Here is a 15,002-nt window from a genome sequence, read left to right on the forward strand (position 1 = left end):
CGCACCTGGCACGACACCCGCGCCACCGAGGCCGACGAGGCCGTCCGGGCCGCGGACCGCCGGGTGCGCGAGGCCGCCGCCGAGGCCGACGCCGCCCAGCGCCGCCTGGACGAGGTCGACGCCACGGTCGAGCGCCTCTGGTCGGAGTTCGCCCACGCGGCCGGCCGCCCGGCGGAGCGCTTCGGCCGCCCGCCCGGCCCGGTCGTCCCCCGCCAGCGCGACCGCGGCGTCGAGGACTATCTCCAGGAGGCCGAGGCCACGGCCAACCGCAAGGCCGCGGTCAAACCCATCAAGGGCGCCGCCGTCCTGTACGTCGGCCTGGGCGCCCTGGGCGGCGCGGTGGGCCTGGCGGCGTGGTCGCTGCTGCGCTGGGCGGGCCGGGAAAGCGGCGGCGACCTGGCCGTCGGCCTGCCGGTGGTGGCGCTGATCGTGGCGCTGCTCGGCCCGATCCTCGCGGTCATCCTCGCCAAGCGGGTCGCCGACCGCGCGGACACCCCGCTGGACGCCTCCACCGTCGTCACCGTCCTGGCCTCGGCCCTGATCACCGCGGGCCTGATCCTGGTCATCGTCCGCAACAGCGCGGCCACCGGGTGACCGGACGGTAAGCGCCGCCGCGGCCGCCGCCGACCCGCCGTCCAGGCCGCCGCCCTCGACCGGGGGAACCGCACCACGAGAGCGGCGGCTACCGGGGTTCTGCCTGCCGCCGACTCGGGGCAGACTGGACGGCATGGGCATGCCTGCCGCCCCACCGGGTCCGGAACGCTCTGGCCCCGGCGCGCGGGATCCCGGAACCCGCCCGTCCGGGTCCCAGGAAGGCCGGCTGGACTGGTACGGGCGGGCGGCCGGCTTCCTGCTCGGAGTCGTCGCCCTGGGCGTCAGCGTCAACCTGCTCAGCGAGCGCGGAGTCCCGGCCCTCACCATGATCACCGGTCTCGGTGGTGTGCTCGGTGTCGCCGGCTGGCTACGCCGCTATCCCGGATCAGCCCTGCACCGTACGGCTCGGCTGGTGCTGTGGACACTCGCCGCCGCCTGCACAGTCACGGCCGCGACGCTGTCCGGGGGCCTGGCGGCAGCCCTGACCCTGGCAGCCGCGGGACTGCTGGCCGTCACCGTGCTGCTGTCCGGATCGCTGCACACCGCCGGCACTCTCCTCGGAGGAGCTGCGGCCGTCGGGATCGGCATCGCACTGGCCGTCTTCGGGGCTGCTCACCTTCAGGACCTGGTCAGCGTGGCGGCGGTTCTGTTCGGGACGGCCGCCGTGGTGTTCGGCGCGGCGCTGCTGCGGGGCGAGCCGCTGCTCACCGGGGCGGCAGCCATCGGTTTGGGTGTCACGGCCGCCCTGCTCGGTGCGGCCTGGCTGCGCTCCGGCGACATCCCGGCAGGCGCGGCGAGCAGCGGCGCAGGAGTGGCCGGGATCCTCCACGGCGTCACCGTCTTGCGCGGCCGTCACGTGGTGGGCGGCCCCGCCGGCACCGGGCTCGGCGGCATGGCCCTCGTCCTGGGCTTCTCCCAGCTGACCCGAGGGCATGTCATCGCTGGTCTCGCTGTCGCCGGTCTCGGCGTCGTCGCCGTCGTCCTCGGCGTGGTGGTGCTGCACGGCCGGCGCACCCTGGGCGGCGCGACCATGGTGGTCAGTGGTGTCGCCGTCATCGCATACGGGACGACCGTCTTGGTGGACGGTCACCTTCTGGGCGGGAGCGCGGTCATCGGCCTCGGCGCCGCGGGAGCCGCCCGGGGCGTCGGTACGCTGGTGGACGCCGAGGTGACGGCCAAGTTCGGCGATTGGTGGTCCGCCTTCACCGCCGATCGGCATGACGATGACCTGACGCCGACCTGAGCAGCGCTCGCGGATTGAGCGCGTCCGCATAGCCGGGCGGGCAGGTGCTCGCGCCGCGCAAGAGTGGTCCTGATCGCTCGCAGGGGTAGCCCGTACTCCTGTCGCCGAAGGCCGCGCCCACCGGGAGGGGGACACGGCCTTGCGGGCGGCGGGTTCAGGCGGCCGGGACCAGGACGGCCTCGCGGAGCAGGCGGCGGGCGAGGACCAGCCGGTCCTCGTCGTCGTCCAGGCCGGGGAGGTCGCTGACCCGGTGCGGGGTGCCGTCGAGGGCCACCCGCAGCGCCGGTTCGCAGAAGGCGGGGAAGCGCAGGGTGCGTCCCTCCAGCTGCAGGACGACGTGCTCCGGGCCGTCCGCGCGGAGCTGCCAGAACAGCGCATGGCGCGCGGCGATCGGGCTTCCCGGGGTCAGGGATTCGGCGTACGCCAGCTGGGCCAGGGGCTTGACCGGCTGCGGGCGGCGGGCGGACCAGGCGCGGGTGCGCAGGCGGGCGGCCACCGCGGCCGGGTCGGCGGTGAGGAGCCAGTCGCGCAGGGCGGTGACCGTTTCCTCGAGTTCGGGGGCGACTTCCTCCGGGTCGGCGACGTCCATGGCGTACGGGAGGGTGGCTCGCAGCCGTTGATCCTCCGCCGCGAGGTGCAGGAGCTCCTCGACGATCGCGTAGCGGGTGAGGGCGCGGACGCCGAAGGTCAGGTGCAGCGAGCGCTCGCCCTGGGCCTCGGCGGCGTGGAGCCAGCCGCGCGGCAGGTAGAGGGCGTCGCCGGGGTGCAGGACGACGTCGAGCGCGGGGTCGCCGGCGGCGGTGGCGCCCACCTCGTCGGCGCGGCCGCCCCAGGCCTGGCGTTCCAGGGGCTCGGGGAGGACCGGCGGGTGGATCTTCCAGCGCTTGGTGCCGTCGACCTGCAGGACGAAGACGTCGTGCGTGTCGTAGTGGGTGGCGAAGCCCTTGTTGCCCGGCGGGGTCAGGTACGCGTTGACCTGCAGGGGCTGGTTGAGCTCGGCGCCCAGGCGGCGGGCGTAGTCGATGATCGGGGGGTGGATGCGGTGCAGGCCCTGGAGGACCAGGGTGGCCCCGTCGGCGTACAGCTGCATGACCTTGTCGTCGCGGACCTGGTCGCCGATCTCGGCGCCGGCGCCGCCGCTGCCGGTGAAGGACGCGGCCGGCAGGACCTTGCCCTGGTTGGCGACGCGCAGGAACGGGGTGCGCAGGCCGCGCTCGCTCAGCAGCTCGTCGACGGCGTCGGGGGCGAGCAGGTCCCGGAAGCCGTCCGGACCGGCCAGCTCGTCGGCCCGGGTGAGCAGCGGCTGCCGCCCCCAGTAGGCCTCGGCGAACTTGGCCGGGTCGGCCGCGACGGCCCGGGCCAGGGCCGGCGCCTCGGCGGCCGGCCCTGGAACGGAGGTGCTCATCAGGAGGCGGAGCCGTCGGCGCCGCCGTCGTGGCCGTTCGGGTTGGCGCCGCCGTCGGCCGGGCCCTCGCCCGCCGAGCCGTCCGCGCCGCCGTCGTGGCCGTTCGGGTTCGCGCCGCCGTCGGCCGGGCCCTCGCCCGCCGAGCCGTCCGCGCCGCCGTCGTGGCCGCCCGGGTTCGCGCCGCCGTCCGCCACGCCCTCGCCGGACGTGCTGCTGCCGCCGGTGATGTCGTCGTCGTTGAGTCGCATCACGTTTCCCTTCCCTCGGTGTGACCCGCTGGTACCCGTTTCGATCACCGGAAAACCGGTAAGCAGTCCGGCGTGCTGGTGATGGGGACCTCAGGCTGGCAGTACAAGGACTGGCGCGGCGACGACCGGCTCTATCCGCCGAAGCTGCCGCAGCGGCTCTGGCTGGAACACTTCGCCGGGTCGTTCGCGTCGGTCGAGGTCAACAACGCCTTCTACCGGCTGCCCGAACGGGACACCTTCGCGAACTGGCGCGCCCGGACGCCGGACGACTTTTGCTTCGCCGTCAAGATGAGCCGCTATCTGACGCACATCAAGCGGCTGCAGGATCCCGCCGAGCCGGTGGCCCGGTTCCTGTCGCGGGCTGACGCGCTCGGGGACAAGCTCGGGCCGGTGCTGCTGCAGCTCCCGCCGACGCTGCAGTTCGATCCCGGCCTGCTACGCGGCGTTTTGTCCGAGTTCCCGTCCGGCGTCCGCGTCGCCGTGGAGCCCCGGCACGACAGCTGGTGGGTGCCGTCCTGCCGGCAAGCGCTGGAGGCCCGCAACGCGGCACTGTCCTGGGCCGACCGGAAGGGCCGCCCGGTGACACCCCTCTGGGTGACCGCCGACTGGGTCTATCTGCGGCTGCACGAGGGGCGGGCGCACCCGTGGCCGCACTATGGGAGGGAGGCGCTCGCGACCTGGGTGGACCGGCTGCCGGACCTCCCCGCGTACGTCTACTTCAACAACGATCCCGGAGGCGCCGCCGTGACGAACGCCACCACCATGGCGCGCCTCGCCCGCCGCCGCGGCCGCGATGTCACACGCACCCCGTAGGGTGGTCGGAGTGCTGACCGTCGAACTGAACGGGCGCGTGCCCGACCTGGCCGAGATGCACCGCATCGCGACGCTCGGCTACGGGCACTTCACGAGCATGCAGGTGCGCGCCGGCCGGGTCCGCGGGCTGGCCCTGCACCTGGCCCGGCTCGCCGACAGCTCCGAGGAGCTCTTCGGCCACCGCATCGGCGTCGCCGAGGAGCACCAGCTGCTCACCCGCATCCGCCACGCCCTCGGCCCGGTGCGCGACGCCTCCGTGCGCGTCACCCTGGTCCCCGGCCCCGGCGACCAGGACCCGCCGGACGTCCTCGTCTCGGTCACCGACCCGGCCCCCGAGCCGCCGAGCCACCCGCTGCGCGTCCAGACGGTCCCCTACGAGCGCGACCTGCCGGAGCACAAGCACCGCGGCACCTTCATGCTGAGCTACCACCTCCGCGAGGCGGGCCTGGCCGGCTTCGACGACCGCCTCTTCGTCGCCCGCGACGGCCAGGTCAGCGAGGGCACCGTCTGGAACGCCGCCTTCTACGACGGCGAGGAGATCATCTGGCCGGCCGCCCCGATGCTCAGGGGCATCACCATGGTCCTCCTCCAGCTCCAGATGTCCATCGACGGCACCCCCTGGACCCTGCGCCCCGTCAAGGTGGGCGAGCTCACCGGCTTCGCGGGCGCCGCGGCGGTCAACTCGCACGGCGTCCGGGGCATCGGCAGCATCGACGAGGTCCCGGTCGCGGACCAGCGCGCGGAGAAGATCCTGCGTGAGACTTTGGCGTCGGTGCCGTGGGACGAGCTCTGAACCATATGAATACGGGCTCCCGCTGACAGCGTTCGCCCGGGGCGGGACTACTCGTGCGGGGCGCGAGCACCTGCCGTGCCCGGCCCGGGCGCACGCGACTCACCCCGGCCGCGCGAGCCCCTGCGGTCCCCGGCCCGGTGAACGCGCCTCACCCCGAGCACGCGAGACCTCGCCACGCCCGCCCTGCGGGACGCCGATCACCTTTCGCGTGCTGCCTGGCGCCACGCAGCGGCCGTCTGGTCGTCGTAGTACCGGGTGTAGCCGCAGCCCCATGCGCGCAACCGGCCTCCGGGGGCGTCGCCGCTCACGAGGAGCCGGGTTCCGGTCGTGTAGGCCGGCCCGGCCTCGCTCTCGAGGACGTTCGGCGGGAGCGGCGCCCGCATGGTGGCTGTTGCCGTCGGGCCCGGGCCGCCGCGGAACCATTCGTTGACCTTGAAGGTCACGGTGGCGTCCCGCGTGCCTGTGACGGGGTCCTCGGCGATGGCCGTGACGGTGCCGTCGAACGACATGGTTCGCGCGGCCACCGCGGCGGGCGACTCGGGAGGCTCGCAGTCGAACGAGCCCGCGCCGGGCAGGGCGCCCCGGGGCCCGGTCGCGGCTGGTGGCGCCGGCTCGTCGCGCAGCATGCCGGCTCCTGCCGATGCTCCGATCGCCAGCACGGCGACGGTCGCTCCCGCGGCGACGCCCCATCGGGTGCGCCGTCTCCGGACGATGCGTACGACCTGCTCCGCGACGTCGGCGTCCAGTGCCGGGGCGCGGCCGGCGTCCTCGTGGAAGACGGCGGAGATGCGCTGCTCACTCATGCTTGTTCCCCAGGGTTTGCTTGTCGCGCAGGCCGGCCAGCGCCCGGGAGGCGGTGGCGCGGACGGTGCTCGGGCTGATCCGCAGGACGTCGGCGATGGCGTTGTCGTCGAGATCGGCGTAATACCGGAGCACCAGGATCGTCCGGGCCCGGGGCGGCAGCCGGGCCAGCAGCCGCCGGGTCTCGTCGCGGGCGGCCACCTCGTCGGCGGGGTCCGCGACCGTGGCGCCCCGGTCCTGCTGCTCCGCCGGCACCTCGGTGGAGGATCGGAGCCGCCCGCGGCGCAGGTGCGCGTTGACCATCATGTGGCGGACGTAGGCGTCGGTGTTCCGCGCCGCGCTCACCCGGCGCCAGTGGCGGTAGACGTCGACCAGGGTCGTCTGCGTCAGATCCTGTGCGGAGTGCGCGTCGCCACCCGTGAGCACATGAGCGAAACGCAGCAAGGTGTCTCCCCGCTGCGCCACGTACTCCTGGAATGTCATGTCGTGCACCTCCTCATGAAGAAGAGGCTCCGGGAGGCGGGAAACGCTGCGCCCGGGGTGAGTCGCGTGCGCCCGGGCCGGGCACGGCAGGTGCTCGCGCCCCGCACGAGTAGTCCCGGCCGTGGCGAACGCTCGGAGTGGGAGCCCGTACTCATATCTGCCGGAGGCTTATTCGCCCAGCAGGTCCACCAGGGTTCTCGCGTTGCGCTGGGCGTTGTCGCCGTAGCAGTTGTTCATGAAGACCTGGGTGCGGTCGGTCTCGGCGGCCAGCTTGCGCAGTTTCGGGGCCCAGGCGGCGAGCTCGTCGCGCGAATAGTCGTAGTGGAATTTCTCCTGGATGTCCTTGCTGGTCCACTTCGCGCTGTGGCCGTGGAAACGGACGACGGCCAGGTCCGCGGTGGCCTCGGCGAGGGGCGGCACCGACGATGTGTAGCCCTGCGGCATGTCGACGCAGACCAAAGGCAACTCGTGGCGGCGCAGGAAGGCGAGCGTCTCGCCGGCGTTGTCGCCCTCGAACCAGGTGGCGTTGCGGAACTCGAAGACCGGGCGCAGCGGCTTGCAGCGGGCGACGATTTCCTTGAGATGGTCCTTGTGGTCGCGGCGGATGCCCCACCACGGCGGGAACTGGAAGAGGATCGCCCCGAGCTTGCCGGCCGCGGCGAGCGGGTCGAGGGCGGACAGGAAACGGGTCCAGACGTCCTCGTAGGTCTGCGGCGGGAGATCGTCGGGATAGACGTTCTTCTTCCCCGTCTCCGGGCGGAGATCCTTGTAGAGCGAGGTCACTCTGGTGGGGTGGCCGGTGAGCAGGCTGTACGCCTTGATGTTGAAGGTGAATCCGGCCGGCGTGCGCTCGGCCCACAATCGCGCGGTCTGCTCGGCGGGCGGCCCGTAATAGGTACTGTCCACCTCGACGACCGGGAACTGCTTCGCGTAATAGGCGAGCCGTTTCTCGGCGTTGTCCGCACTCTTCGGGTACCACCCCGAGGCGATCAGCGTCTTGTCGGTCCACGACGCCGTGCCGACCTGGATGTCACCCATGCGCCCACATTAGGACCGATAAGCCGAGTCCGCCTCCCGGGCAACCCGGGAGGCGGACTCAGGAGCCTGCCCCGATCGGCCGGGCAGACCCTTGCGCCTGATCAGCCCGCGCGACGCTCGCGGTTGGCCTTGCAGTGCACGCACGTCGTGGCCGACGGGAAGACCTCGAGCCGCTCGACCGGGATCGGGTTCGAGCACCCCTCGCAGTTGCCGTAGGTGCCCTCGTCGAGCCGCTGCATGGCCACCTCGGCCTGCGTACGGCGGTCGAGCAGGGTCCGCAGCAGCGACGTCGCCGCGTCGCGCTCGGCCGTCTTGGAGCCGCTGTCCGCCTGGTCGTCACCGGCGGCGTCGCCGATCTCGACCAGCCGCAGCCGCTGGTTCTCGGCGACCGCCTCCTCGTACTCGGCGTTGAGGTCGTCGTACCGGGCCTGCAGCAGCACCCTGATCCGCTCCAGGTCCTCACCCGAGCGAGACTTGGCGGTGTCGGCACCTTTACCCGTGATGACCGCGCTGTTGACGAGCATGTGCTCCCCCTGCCCTTCCCTCTGCCCCTGCCGGTGGGCTCCCCCGCCCCGGCCCCGGTTCGCACCGTGGCTCGGGCTGATACCCACCGCCGAAGATCCCAAACGGGGATCCCCGCAAAAAAGTAACCGCAGCATAACTGTCAGTGCTGGCTACCGCCACGGACTGGGCAAAGCTGCTTTCGCGTCGCAGGTCACAGGGGGTCATTCACTCACGATCGCGGTCTTGACGACCCCCTCAGGAGGCGAGCACGACGGCGGGGCGGCGGGGGTCGTCGAGCCGCACGACGACGTCGGCGAAGGCGGCCGGGCCGACCTCTCCGGCGTACCGGTCCAGGGCGGGGAGGGTCCAGGCTTGATCAGCGGCCGTACGGCGCCGGAGCGCGCCCGGCGACAGGTGCAGGTGGACGGTGAGCTCGAAGGGCAGCCCGGCGCCGAGCAGCAGCGCCCCGCTGACCAGGATCACGGCCTCCGGCGCCAGCTCCCGGTACGGCTCGCGGGCCGCCCGGTCGGCCGTCGCGTCCCAGAGCCGGGTGACGACGCGGCCGCTGCCTCCGGGGCCCGCCGGGTCGAGCACCTCGCGGCGCAGGCCGGCCTCGTCGAACCAGCCCTCGTAGTAGGAGTCCGGATTGGTGCGCCCCAGCTCCAGCCGTACGGACGCGGGGCGCAGGAAGTCGGCGGTGGCGACGCGGACGGCCGGGCGGCCCCGGACCCGCAGCGGGTCCACCAGCGCGTCGGCGAGCACGCCCGGCGCGGCGGCGTCGGCCCCGTCGATCGCGACCCGGACGCGGCCCGCGGGGTGGTCGCGCACGATCCGGTCGGCGAGCTCCTCGATCAGGACGTCGACGGACACCGGGCGGACACGCACCCGGCAACCGTACTCGCGCGGGCTCGCGGGGACGCACCCTGCTCGCGCGGACCCACCCTGCTCGCGCGGACGCACCCCGCTCGCGCCGGTGCCCCTTGCCCGCGCCGGCGCACCGGCTCGTGCGGGGCACCAACTCATGCGGGCGCACCGGCTCGTGCGGGCGCACCGGCTCGCGCGGCGGCACCGGCTCGTGCGGGCGCACCGGGCGAACTGGGGCACCTACTCGTGCGGGCGGACCACGATGTTCGCGTCGTCGGCCAGCCGGTAGCCCACCCCGTACACGGTGGTGATCAACGGGACCGCGCCCAGCTTGACCCGGATCCGGCGGACGTGGACGTCGACCGTGCGCTCGCCGGTGTGCTCGTAGCCCCACACGCCCGTCAGCAGCTGCGCCCGGCTGAAGACCCGCCGCGGATTGTCGGCGAGGAACTGCACGAGATCGAACTCGAGACGCGTCATCGGCAGCAGCTCGCCGCCCACCAGCACCTGGCGGCTGGCGAGCAGGAGCGTGATCTCGGCCGGGCCGGCGCCGGAGCGCGCGGGCGCCGGGACGTCCTCGATCTGGGCCACCGCCTCCCCGGCCTGCACCAGGTCGCGGACGGCCTCCAGCAGCCGGCGGGCCTGCGGCGGCAGCGAATCCCCCGTGAGCGGAATGTCGATCGTCACAGTCACGGCGGGCGGAACGGGTTTCCCACCGATCCCCTCAACGGCGGTGACCGGCATGAAAATTTCCTCCCCGAAAATGGCGCGCAGCAACGGGTGTCGATATTTCCGGGGACGCCGCAAACAGGTCAAGGCGCCATCCACATGCTGGGATGGCCGTTTCAGAATCTGTTTCCCGCCTTTTATTTCGCCGTTTGATCGAAAGTCGGCGGGAGGCGCCATCCGGGCACCGACGGCCAGCGCACGGTGAGGACCACGGTCTCGCTGTCCCGGGCCTCCCAGGAATGGTCCTGGCCAGGGCCCCAGACGACGTAGTCGCCGGGCTCGCGCAGCACCACGGTCCGGTCGCGCAGCTCGATGTGGAACGTGCCGCGGATCAGCACGAGCAGCGCCGTCCGGGTCTCCCGGGTGGCCCAGGCCTTGCGCCGGTCGCCCGGCGGGTGCACGCCCCACTTCACCTCGACCGCGTCACTGTGCAACACGTCACCGTCCGGCATGAAATGGCCGAGCAGCCATCCCTGGTTACGGATGCCGTCCTCGCCCGCCTTGCCCACGTAGACCCCGTCGCTCACCAGCGCTCCCTTCGAAATGTGCCGTCGAGATCAGCATCGTAGGGTGAGAGGCATGGCCGAAGAATTGGACGCCGAAACCATCGCCTTCGCACACCAGGTCTTCGACCTCGCGCGGACCGGGGGCACGGACGAGCTCGCCGGGTTCCTGCGGCAGGGCCTGCCCGCGAACCTCACGAACGACAAGGGTGACACGCTGCTGATCCTGGCGGCCTACCACAACCACCCGGAGACGGTCGCCGTGCTGCTCGAGCACGGCGCCGACCCCGGCCGCGTGAACGACCGGGGTCAGACGGCCCTCGCGGCCGCCGTGTTCCGGCAGAACGCCGAAACCGTCGAGCTCCTGCTGAAGGCCGGCGCCAAGCCGGAGGACGGCGGCCCCAGCGCGCTGGAGACCGCCGACTTCTTCAAGCTGCCGGCGATGGCGGAGCTGCTGCGCTCATTCCCCGCTTGAGGTCAGGCGGCGGCCGACGGCGGCGATGAGCCTGTCCAGCTCGGAACCGAACGGGTTGTCGTGCACCAGATAGGTCCACGTCGCACTCGGCCGCACGATCTCGGCGCGCTCCGGCTCCCACCCGTCGGTGAGGTCGGTTTCCTCGAAGGTCTCGATGGTCCGCCGCTCGATCTCGGTGAACACCTTCTGGAAGGCCGGCACGGCCGCCCGGTGGAACTCGTCGAGCGGGTCCAGCTTGCCCAGCGCCCGCAGGTGCACGCCCTCGCGCACCTCGGAGAGCTCGGCCAGGTGGTCGACCCAGAGCCGGTCCAGGTGGTAGAGCGCGATGGACCGGGCGGCGTCGGAGAGCACGTCCTCGTCGGTCTCCTTCGCCTTCTCCGGGGACCGCTCGAGCAGCATGATCGCGGCGACCTCGCTGGTCAGCAGCCGCTCCCGGCGCTCGGCCAGGGCGACGCGCTGCTGCTCGATCACCACGCTGTAGCGCCAGGTGTTGCGGTGGATCTCGTGGTTGACGCCCTCGGCGACGCGCTGGGCGTGCTCGACCGCGTAGTCGACCTGCTCGTCGTGCACGACGCCGTCCATGTCCATCCGCGGCGAGGCGGGCAGGATGTCGCCCGCGTGCCGGGTGATCAGCTCGTCCTCCAGCGACACGAAGAACACCGAGCCGCCGGGGTCGCCCTGCCGGCCCGCGCGGCCGCGCAGCTGGTCGTCCACGCGGCGGCTGTCGTGGCGGCCGCTGCCGATGACGTACAGGCCGCCGAGCTCGACGACCCGGTCGCGGTCCTTCTCGTCGCTGCCGCCGAGGCGGATGTCGACACCACGGCCCGCCATCTGCGTCGAGACGGTGACCGCGCCGAGCGCGCCCGCCTCCGCGATGATCGCGGCCTCCTCGTCGTCGTTCTTGGCGTTGAGCACGACCGACGGCACGCCCGCCGCGGCGAGCTGCTTGGCCAGCAGCTCGGACGCCTTCACGTCGAGGGTGCCGATGAGCACCGGCCGCCCCTTCTCGTGGGCGATCTTGATCTCCTCGACCAGGGCCTCGTCGCGCATGTCGTGCGCCGAGTAGATCCGGTCGGGCTCGTCCTCGCGGATGTTCGGCGTGTTGGACGGGATGACCGCGACCTCGAGCTTGAAGTACTCGCGGAGCTGCTCCCCCACGTGCACGGCGGTCGCCGTCATGCCGCACACCGTCTTGTAGAGCGCGATGTACGCCTGCACGGTGATCGTGTCGAGCACCTCGCCCTCGGCGGTGGCCCGCAGCCCCTCCTTGGCCTCCACGGCCGCCTGCAGCCCGTCGGGCCAGCGCCGGCGCTGCGCCACGCGCCCGCGCATCTCGTCGATCAGCTCGACGCTGCCGTCGCGCACGATGTAGTCGACGTCGCGCCGCAGCAGGGCCTCGGCGTGCAGCGCCACGTTGACGGCGGAGAGCTCCCGCACGTGCTCGTCGGCGTAGAGGTCGATCTCCATCTTCTCTTCGAGCTTCTTGAGCCCGGCGTCGGTGAAGGCGACGCTGCGGCCGTCCTCGGCCACCTCGTAGTCCTTGCCGGCCTTCAGCTCGCGGACCAGCTGCGCCGCGTCGACGACCGGGTCCTCGGTGCCGGCGATGCTGCCCGCGAGCACCATGGGCACGCGCGCCTCGTCGATGAGGATCGAGTCGGCCTCGTCCACGATCGCGGTCGCCAGCTCCCGCTGCACCCGGTCGGCGATGTCGGTCACCAGCTGGTCGCGCAGGTAGTCGAAGCCGGCCTCGCTGACCGAGACGTAGGTGACGTCCGCGGCGTACGCCTCCCGGCGCTCGTCGTGCGTCATCGCCTCGGTCACCCAGCCCACGGTGAGGCCGAGCAGCTGGTAGACCGGCTCCATCCACTGCGCGTCGCGCCGGGCCAGATAGTCGTTGACGGTGAGCACGTGCACCGGGCCGTTGCCGAGCCGCACGTGCCCGTAGGCGGCGATCGTGGCGGTCAGCGTCTTGCCCTCACCGGTGGCCATCTCGGCGACCTTGCCGCTGAGCAGGGCCATGGCGCCGAGCAGCTGGACATCGTACGGACGCTGGTCGAGCGCACGCCGCGCGGCCTCGCGCCCGGCCGCGCAGATCTCCTCGAAGCTCTTCGCCTCGCCGGCCTTGGCGGTGAGCGCCTCGTCGTCGAGCTCGTGCAGCGCTTCCTCGCGGGCCTCGATGTCCGGCAACCGCTTCCGGAGCGGCGCGAGATCGACCGTCGTGCCCGGACGCTGCAGAAACTTGCGGAACCGGCTCTTCAGCCGCGAAGACACACCCATGGCGGAGTACGGTACTTCACTTTCCTGCGCGTCAGGTGGCGACCTGCGCTCTCCGCCGACTGGGAAAAAGCCCAGAATCCGCGGTCTCAGGCGTGGATGGACATGGGCCGACCGATTCGGGGCTTTGGTCACACTGTGCGGATCCCCGGAGTCACAGGCACCGGGGCCTGCACTTCGAGTGGCTGAGCCGCCCGGCGAGTGGCATCCTCGTAGCCCGGTCAGGGTTTGCCCGGTTCATAGCCGGGGCACAGGTGACGCACGACGCGACGGGAACGACGCGACGGGGCGAAGGGGGGCGAATGTCCAGCCAGCTGGTCTGCCGGCCGGAACAGGACCTCCCGGTGGCGATCCTGCGGGTCAGCGGCACCCTCGACGGGCTCACCGGCAACGCCCTCGCCCGGGCGGTCTCCCGCTGCCTCGCCACCCAGCCCGAGTCCCTCCTCATCGACGTGAGCGGCCTCTCGGTCCCGGACCACGCCGCCCTTGACGTCCTCAGCACGGTCGTGTGCGAGACCTCGGAGTGGCCGGCCGTCCCCATAGTCCTGTGCGGCGCACGCCCCGACACGGCCCGCGCCATCGCCGAATGGCCGGGCTGCGCCGCCGTCAGCACGGCCGCCACGTGCACCGACGCGCTGGCCGATACCAAGCCCGAGCCGGAGCCCAAGCGCATCCGCGTCCGCCTCCGCCCGGTCCCCGACGCCTGCCGACAGGTCCGCCAGCTGGTCACCCAGACCTGCGCCGCCTGGCACCGCAGCGAGATCGCCGCCACGGCGTCACTGGTCGCCACCGAGCTCGTCGCGAACGTGGTCCGCCACGCGCACACCACGATGGAGATCACGCTGGGTCTCCGCAACGACCGCGTGTGCCTGACGGTCCGCGACGGCAGCCGGCTGCTCCCCCGCGCCAAGGACCCGACGACCGCCGAGGCGGGCGGGCGGGGCCTGCACCTGATCCGGGAGCTCACCGACGGGTGGGGCGTCCTTCCCGTGCCCGGGGGCAAGGTCGTCTGGACGCACCTGACCACGGCTCTGGCCTGAGTCCCGTCGGTCCGGGCCCGTCCGGCTACTGGCGGGGCGGCAGGCCGCTCGGCGCGTCGTCCTGTCCGGCCGGCGGCCATGGCGGCGGCGCCGGTCGTGCCGCGGCCGGGTCCGGGCCGCTCGCGGCGGGGCGTCCGGGGAGACCGGACGGCGCTTCCCCGGCGCCGGCTCCGAACCGGTTCTGGTCGGGGCTGCCCGCCGCGCCCGGCCCGAACTGCTGCGCCGCCGGCGGTTGCGCACTGAACTGCTGCGCCGCCGGGGGCTGCGCACTGAACTGCTGCGCCGCCGGCGGTTGCGGGCTGAACTGCTGCGCGGCCGGGGGCTGGCCGCCGAACTGACCGAGGCCCGACGGCTGGGCGGCCGGTCCCTGCTGGCCCATGTCGGGCGCCTGCAACGGGGGCCTGCTGGTCTGACCCAGGTCGGGGGCTTGGAGCGGGGGCCTGCTCGACTGGCCCAGGTCCGGGGCCTGCAGGGGCGGGCGACCCGGCTGGCCGAGGTTCGGCGCCTGCTGGGCCGGGCGGGTCGGCTGACCCATGTCGGGCGCCTGCAGCGGCGGACGGGACGGTTGCCCCATGTCGGGCGCCTGCAACGGCGGACGGGACGGCTGGCCCATGTCGGGCGCCTGCAGGGGCGGACGCGAGGGTTGGCCCAGCTGCGGCGGCTCCGGCGACGGCTGGCTCGGCCGGCCGAGCTCCGGGGGCGCCAGCGGTGGGCGGCCCTGAGCGGCTTCCGGGGACGTCGCGGGACGTTGGCCGAACTCCGGCGGGGTCAGGGCCGGGCGCTGCGGGCCGGTCTCCGCGGGCGCCGTCGTGGGGATGGGCCGGCCGAGCTGGACGGGTTCCGGCGGGGCGGCGAGGCCGGACGGGTCGGAGCCTGCCCCCGGGAAAGGGCCGGCGGGCGAGGCGACCGGCGCATCGTTCTCCGGCACGGCGCGGAGGTCTCCGGGCGGCGGAGTGAGCGAGTCACCCGGCGGCGGAGCGAGGGGGCCGCCTTGCCGCGCGGGGACGCTCTCGGGACGGGCGGCGGGCGGAGTCGGGGCACCGTTGAGGTGGGCCGGCGGCTGCGGCGGCCGGGCCGACGGGGTGAAGCGGGGTGCGTCGAGAGGCCGGTTCTGCTGCACGAACAGGGGCGGGCCGAGCAGGAGCGGGTCGACGTCGGTGGGTACGCGGGACGGCTCCGGGCGGTCGTGGGCCGG

General features: G+C 73.3%; 16 protein-coding genes and 1 pseudogene. 6 read left to right on the top strand and 11 right to left on the bottom strand.

The features are described 5' to 3' along the window. Together RBH18_RS38340 and RBH18_RS38345 are read left to right on the top strand one after the other, a co-directional pair. The coding region (locus RBH18_RS38340) for a hypothetical protein (RefSeq protein ID WP_306215409.1) at positions 1 to 594 on the top strand (594 nt) is incomplete at its 5' end. 133 nt (positions 595 to 727) lie between these two features. Next, a complete protein-coding gene (locus RBH18_RS38345) occupies positions 728 to 1,837 on the top strand; it encodes a hypothetical protein (RefSeq protein ID WP_306215410.1) in 1,110 nt (369 codons plus the stop codon). Positions 1,838 to 1,991: 154 nt separating this feature from the next. On the opposite strand, the gene RBH18_RS38350 is transcribed toward RBH18_RS38345, so the two are convergent. Further along, positions 1,992 to 3,242: a cupin domain-containing protein gene (locus RBH18_RS38350; RefSeq protein WP_306215411.1), complete on the bottom strand. Its 1,251-nt coding sequence runs from the start codon at positions 3,240 to 3,242 to the stop codon at positions 1,992 to 1,994. Beyond that, complete coding sequence (locus RBH18_RS38355) at positions 3,242 to 3,490, bottom strand: BatC protein (RefSeq protein WP_306215412.1); 249 nt, start codon at positions 3,488 to 3,490, stop codon at positions 3,242 to 3,244. The genes RBH18_RS38350 and RBH18_RS38355 overlap by 1 nt, the downstream gene beginning before the upstream one ends. 81 nt (positions 3,491 to 3,571) lie before the next feature. On the opposite strand from RBH18_RS38355, the gene RBH18_RS38360 reads away from it, so the two are divergent. Together RBH18_RS38360 and RBH18_RS38365 are read left to right on the top strand one after the other, a co-directional pair. Further along, the gene (locus RBH18_RS38360) at positions 3,572 to 4,303 is read left to right on the top strand and encodes a DUF72 domain-containing protein (RefSeq protein WP_306215423.1); all 732 of its coding nucleotides are present in this window, start codon (positions 3,572 to 3,574) and stop codon (positions 4,301 to 4,303) included. A gap of 10 nt (positions 4,304 to 4,313) precedes the next feature. Next, positions 4,314 to 5,096 (top strand): aminotransferase class IV, encoded by a 783-nt coding sequence (locus tag RBH18_RS38365; protein WP_306215413.1) that lies wholly within the window; start codon positions 4,314 to 4,316, stop codon positions 5,094 to 5,096. A gap of 197 nt (positions 5,097 to 5,293) precedes the next feature. On the opposite strand, the gene RBH18_RS38370 is transcribed toward RBH18_RS38365, so the two are convergent. The 7 genes from RBH18_RS38370 to RBH18_RS38400 all read right to left on the bottom strand — a co-directional run bounded on the left by RBH18_RS38370 (position 5,294) and on the right by RBH18_RS38400 (position 10,042). Next, complete coding sequence (locus tag RBH18_RS38370) at positions 5,294 to 5,899, bottom strand: hypothetical protein (protein WP_306215414.1); 606 nt, start codon at positions 5,897 to 5,899, stop codon at positions 5,294 to 5,296. Next, complete coding sequence (locus tag RBH18_RS38375) at positions 5,892 to 6,380, bottom strand: SigE family RNA polymerase sigma factor (RefSeq protein ID WP_306215415.1); 489 nt, start codon at positions 6,378 to 6,380, stop codon at positions 5,892 to 5,894. The genes RBH18_RS38370 and RBH18_RS38375 overlap by 8 nt, the downstream gene beginning before the upstream one ends. 168 nt (positions 6,381 to 6,548) lie before the next feature. After that, entirely contained in the window at positions 6,549 to 7,418 is an 870-nt protein-coding gene (locus RBH18_RS38380) for a DUF72 domain-containing protein (protein WP_306215416.1), read from the bottom strand. Positions 7,419 to 7,519: 101 nt separating this feature from the next. Beyond that, on the bottom strand, positions 7,520 to 7,942 hold the full coding sequence (locus RBH18_RS38385) for a TraR/DksA family transcriptional regulator (RefSeq protein ID WP_306215417.1): 423 nt from the start codon (positions 7,940 to 7,942) through the stop codon (positions 7,520 to 7,522). Between the two features lie 235 nt (positions 7,943 to 8,177). Continuing rightward, positions 8,178 to 8,807 carry a nucleoside/nucleotide kinase family protein gene (locus tag RBH18_RS38390; RefSeq protein WP_306215418.1) on the bottom strand — a complete coding sequence of 210 codons (630 nt, stop codon included), beginning with the start codon at positions 8,805 to 8,807 and terminating at the stop codon, positions 8,178 to 8,180. 219 nt (positions 8,808 to 9,026) lie between these two features. Next, positions 9,027 to 9,473: a winged helix-turn-helix domain-containing protein gene (locus RBH18_RS38395; RefSeq protein WP_306215424.1), complete on the bottom strand. Its 447-nt coding sequence runs from the start codon at positions 9,471 to 9,473 to the stop codon at positions 9,027 to 9,029. A 179-nt stretch (positions 9,474 to 9,652) separates the two neighbouring features. Further along, positions 9,653 to 10,042 (bottom strand): cupin domain-containing protein, encoded by a 390-nt coding sequence (locus tag RBH18_RS38400; RefSeq protein ID WP_306215419.1) that lies wholly within the window; start codon positions 10,040 to 10,042, stop codon positions 9,653 to 9,655. 52 nt (positions 10,043 to 10,094) lie between these two features. On the opposite strand from RBH18_RS38400, the gene RBH18_RS38405 reads away from it, so the two are divergent. Beyond that, complete coding sequence (locus tag RBH18_RS38405) at positions 10,095 to 10,493, top strand: ankyrin repeat domain-containing protein (protein ID WP_306215420.1); 399 nt, start codon at positions 10,095 to 10,097, stop codon at positions 10,491 to 10,493. Here RBH18_RS38405 and secA2 read toward each other — a convergent pair. After that, the gene (gene secA2 / locus RBH18_RS38410) at positions 10,479 to 12,770 is read right to left on the bottom strand and encodes an accessory Sec system translocase SecA2 (protein ID WP_306215421.1); all 2,292 of its coding nucleotides are present in this window, start codon (positions 12,768 to 12,770) and stop codon (positions 10,479 to 10,481) included. The genes RBH18_RS38405 and secA2 overlap by 15 nt on opposite strands. Before the next feature lie 299 nt (positions 12,771 to 13,069). Between secA2 and RBH18_RS38415 the strand changes: the two genes are divergently transcribed. Continuing rightward, positions 13,070 to 13,807, top strand: a complete 738-nt coding sequence (locus tag RBH18_RS38415) for an ATP-binding protein (protein WP_306215422.1) — start codon at positions 13,070 to 13,072, stop codon at positions 13,805 to 13,807. 25 nt (positions 13,808 to 13,832) lie between these two features. Here the strand turns inward: RBH18_RS38415 and RBH18_RS38420 are convergent. After that, a pseudogene (locus RBH18_RS38420) lies at positions 13,833 to 15,002 on the bottom strand (hypothetical protein); the annotation flags it as partial.

The sequence above is a fragment of the Actinoplanes oryzae genome, assembly GCF_030757795.1.
In the GTDB taxonomy this organism is placed as follows: domain Bacteria; phylum Actinomycetota; class Actinomycetes; order Mycobacteriales; family Micromonosporaceae; genus Actinoplanes.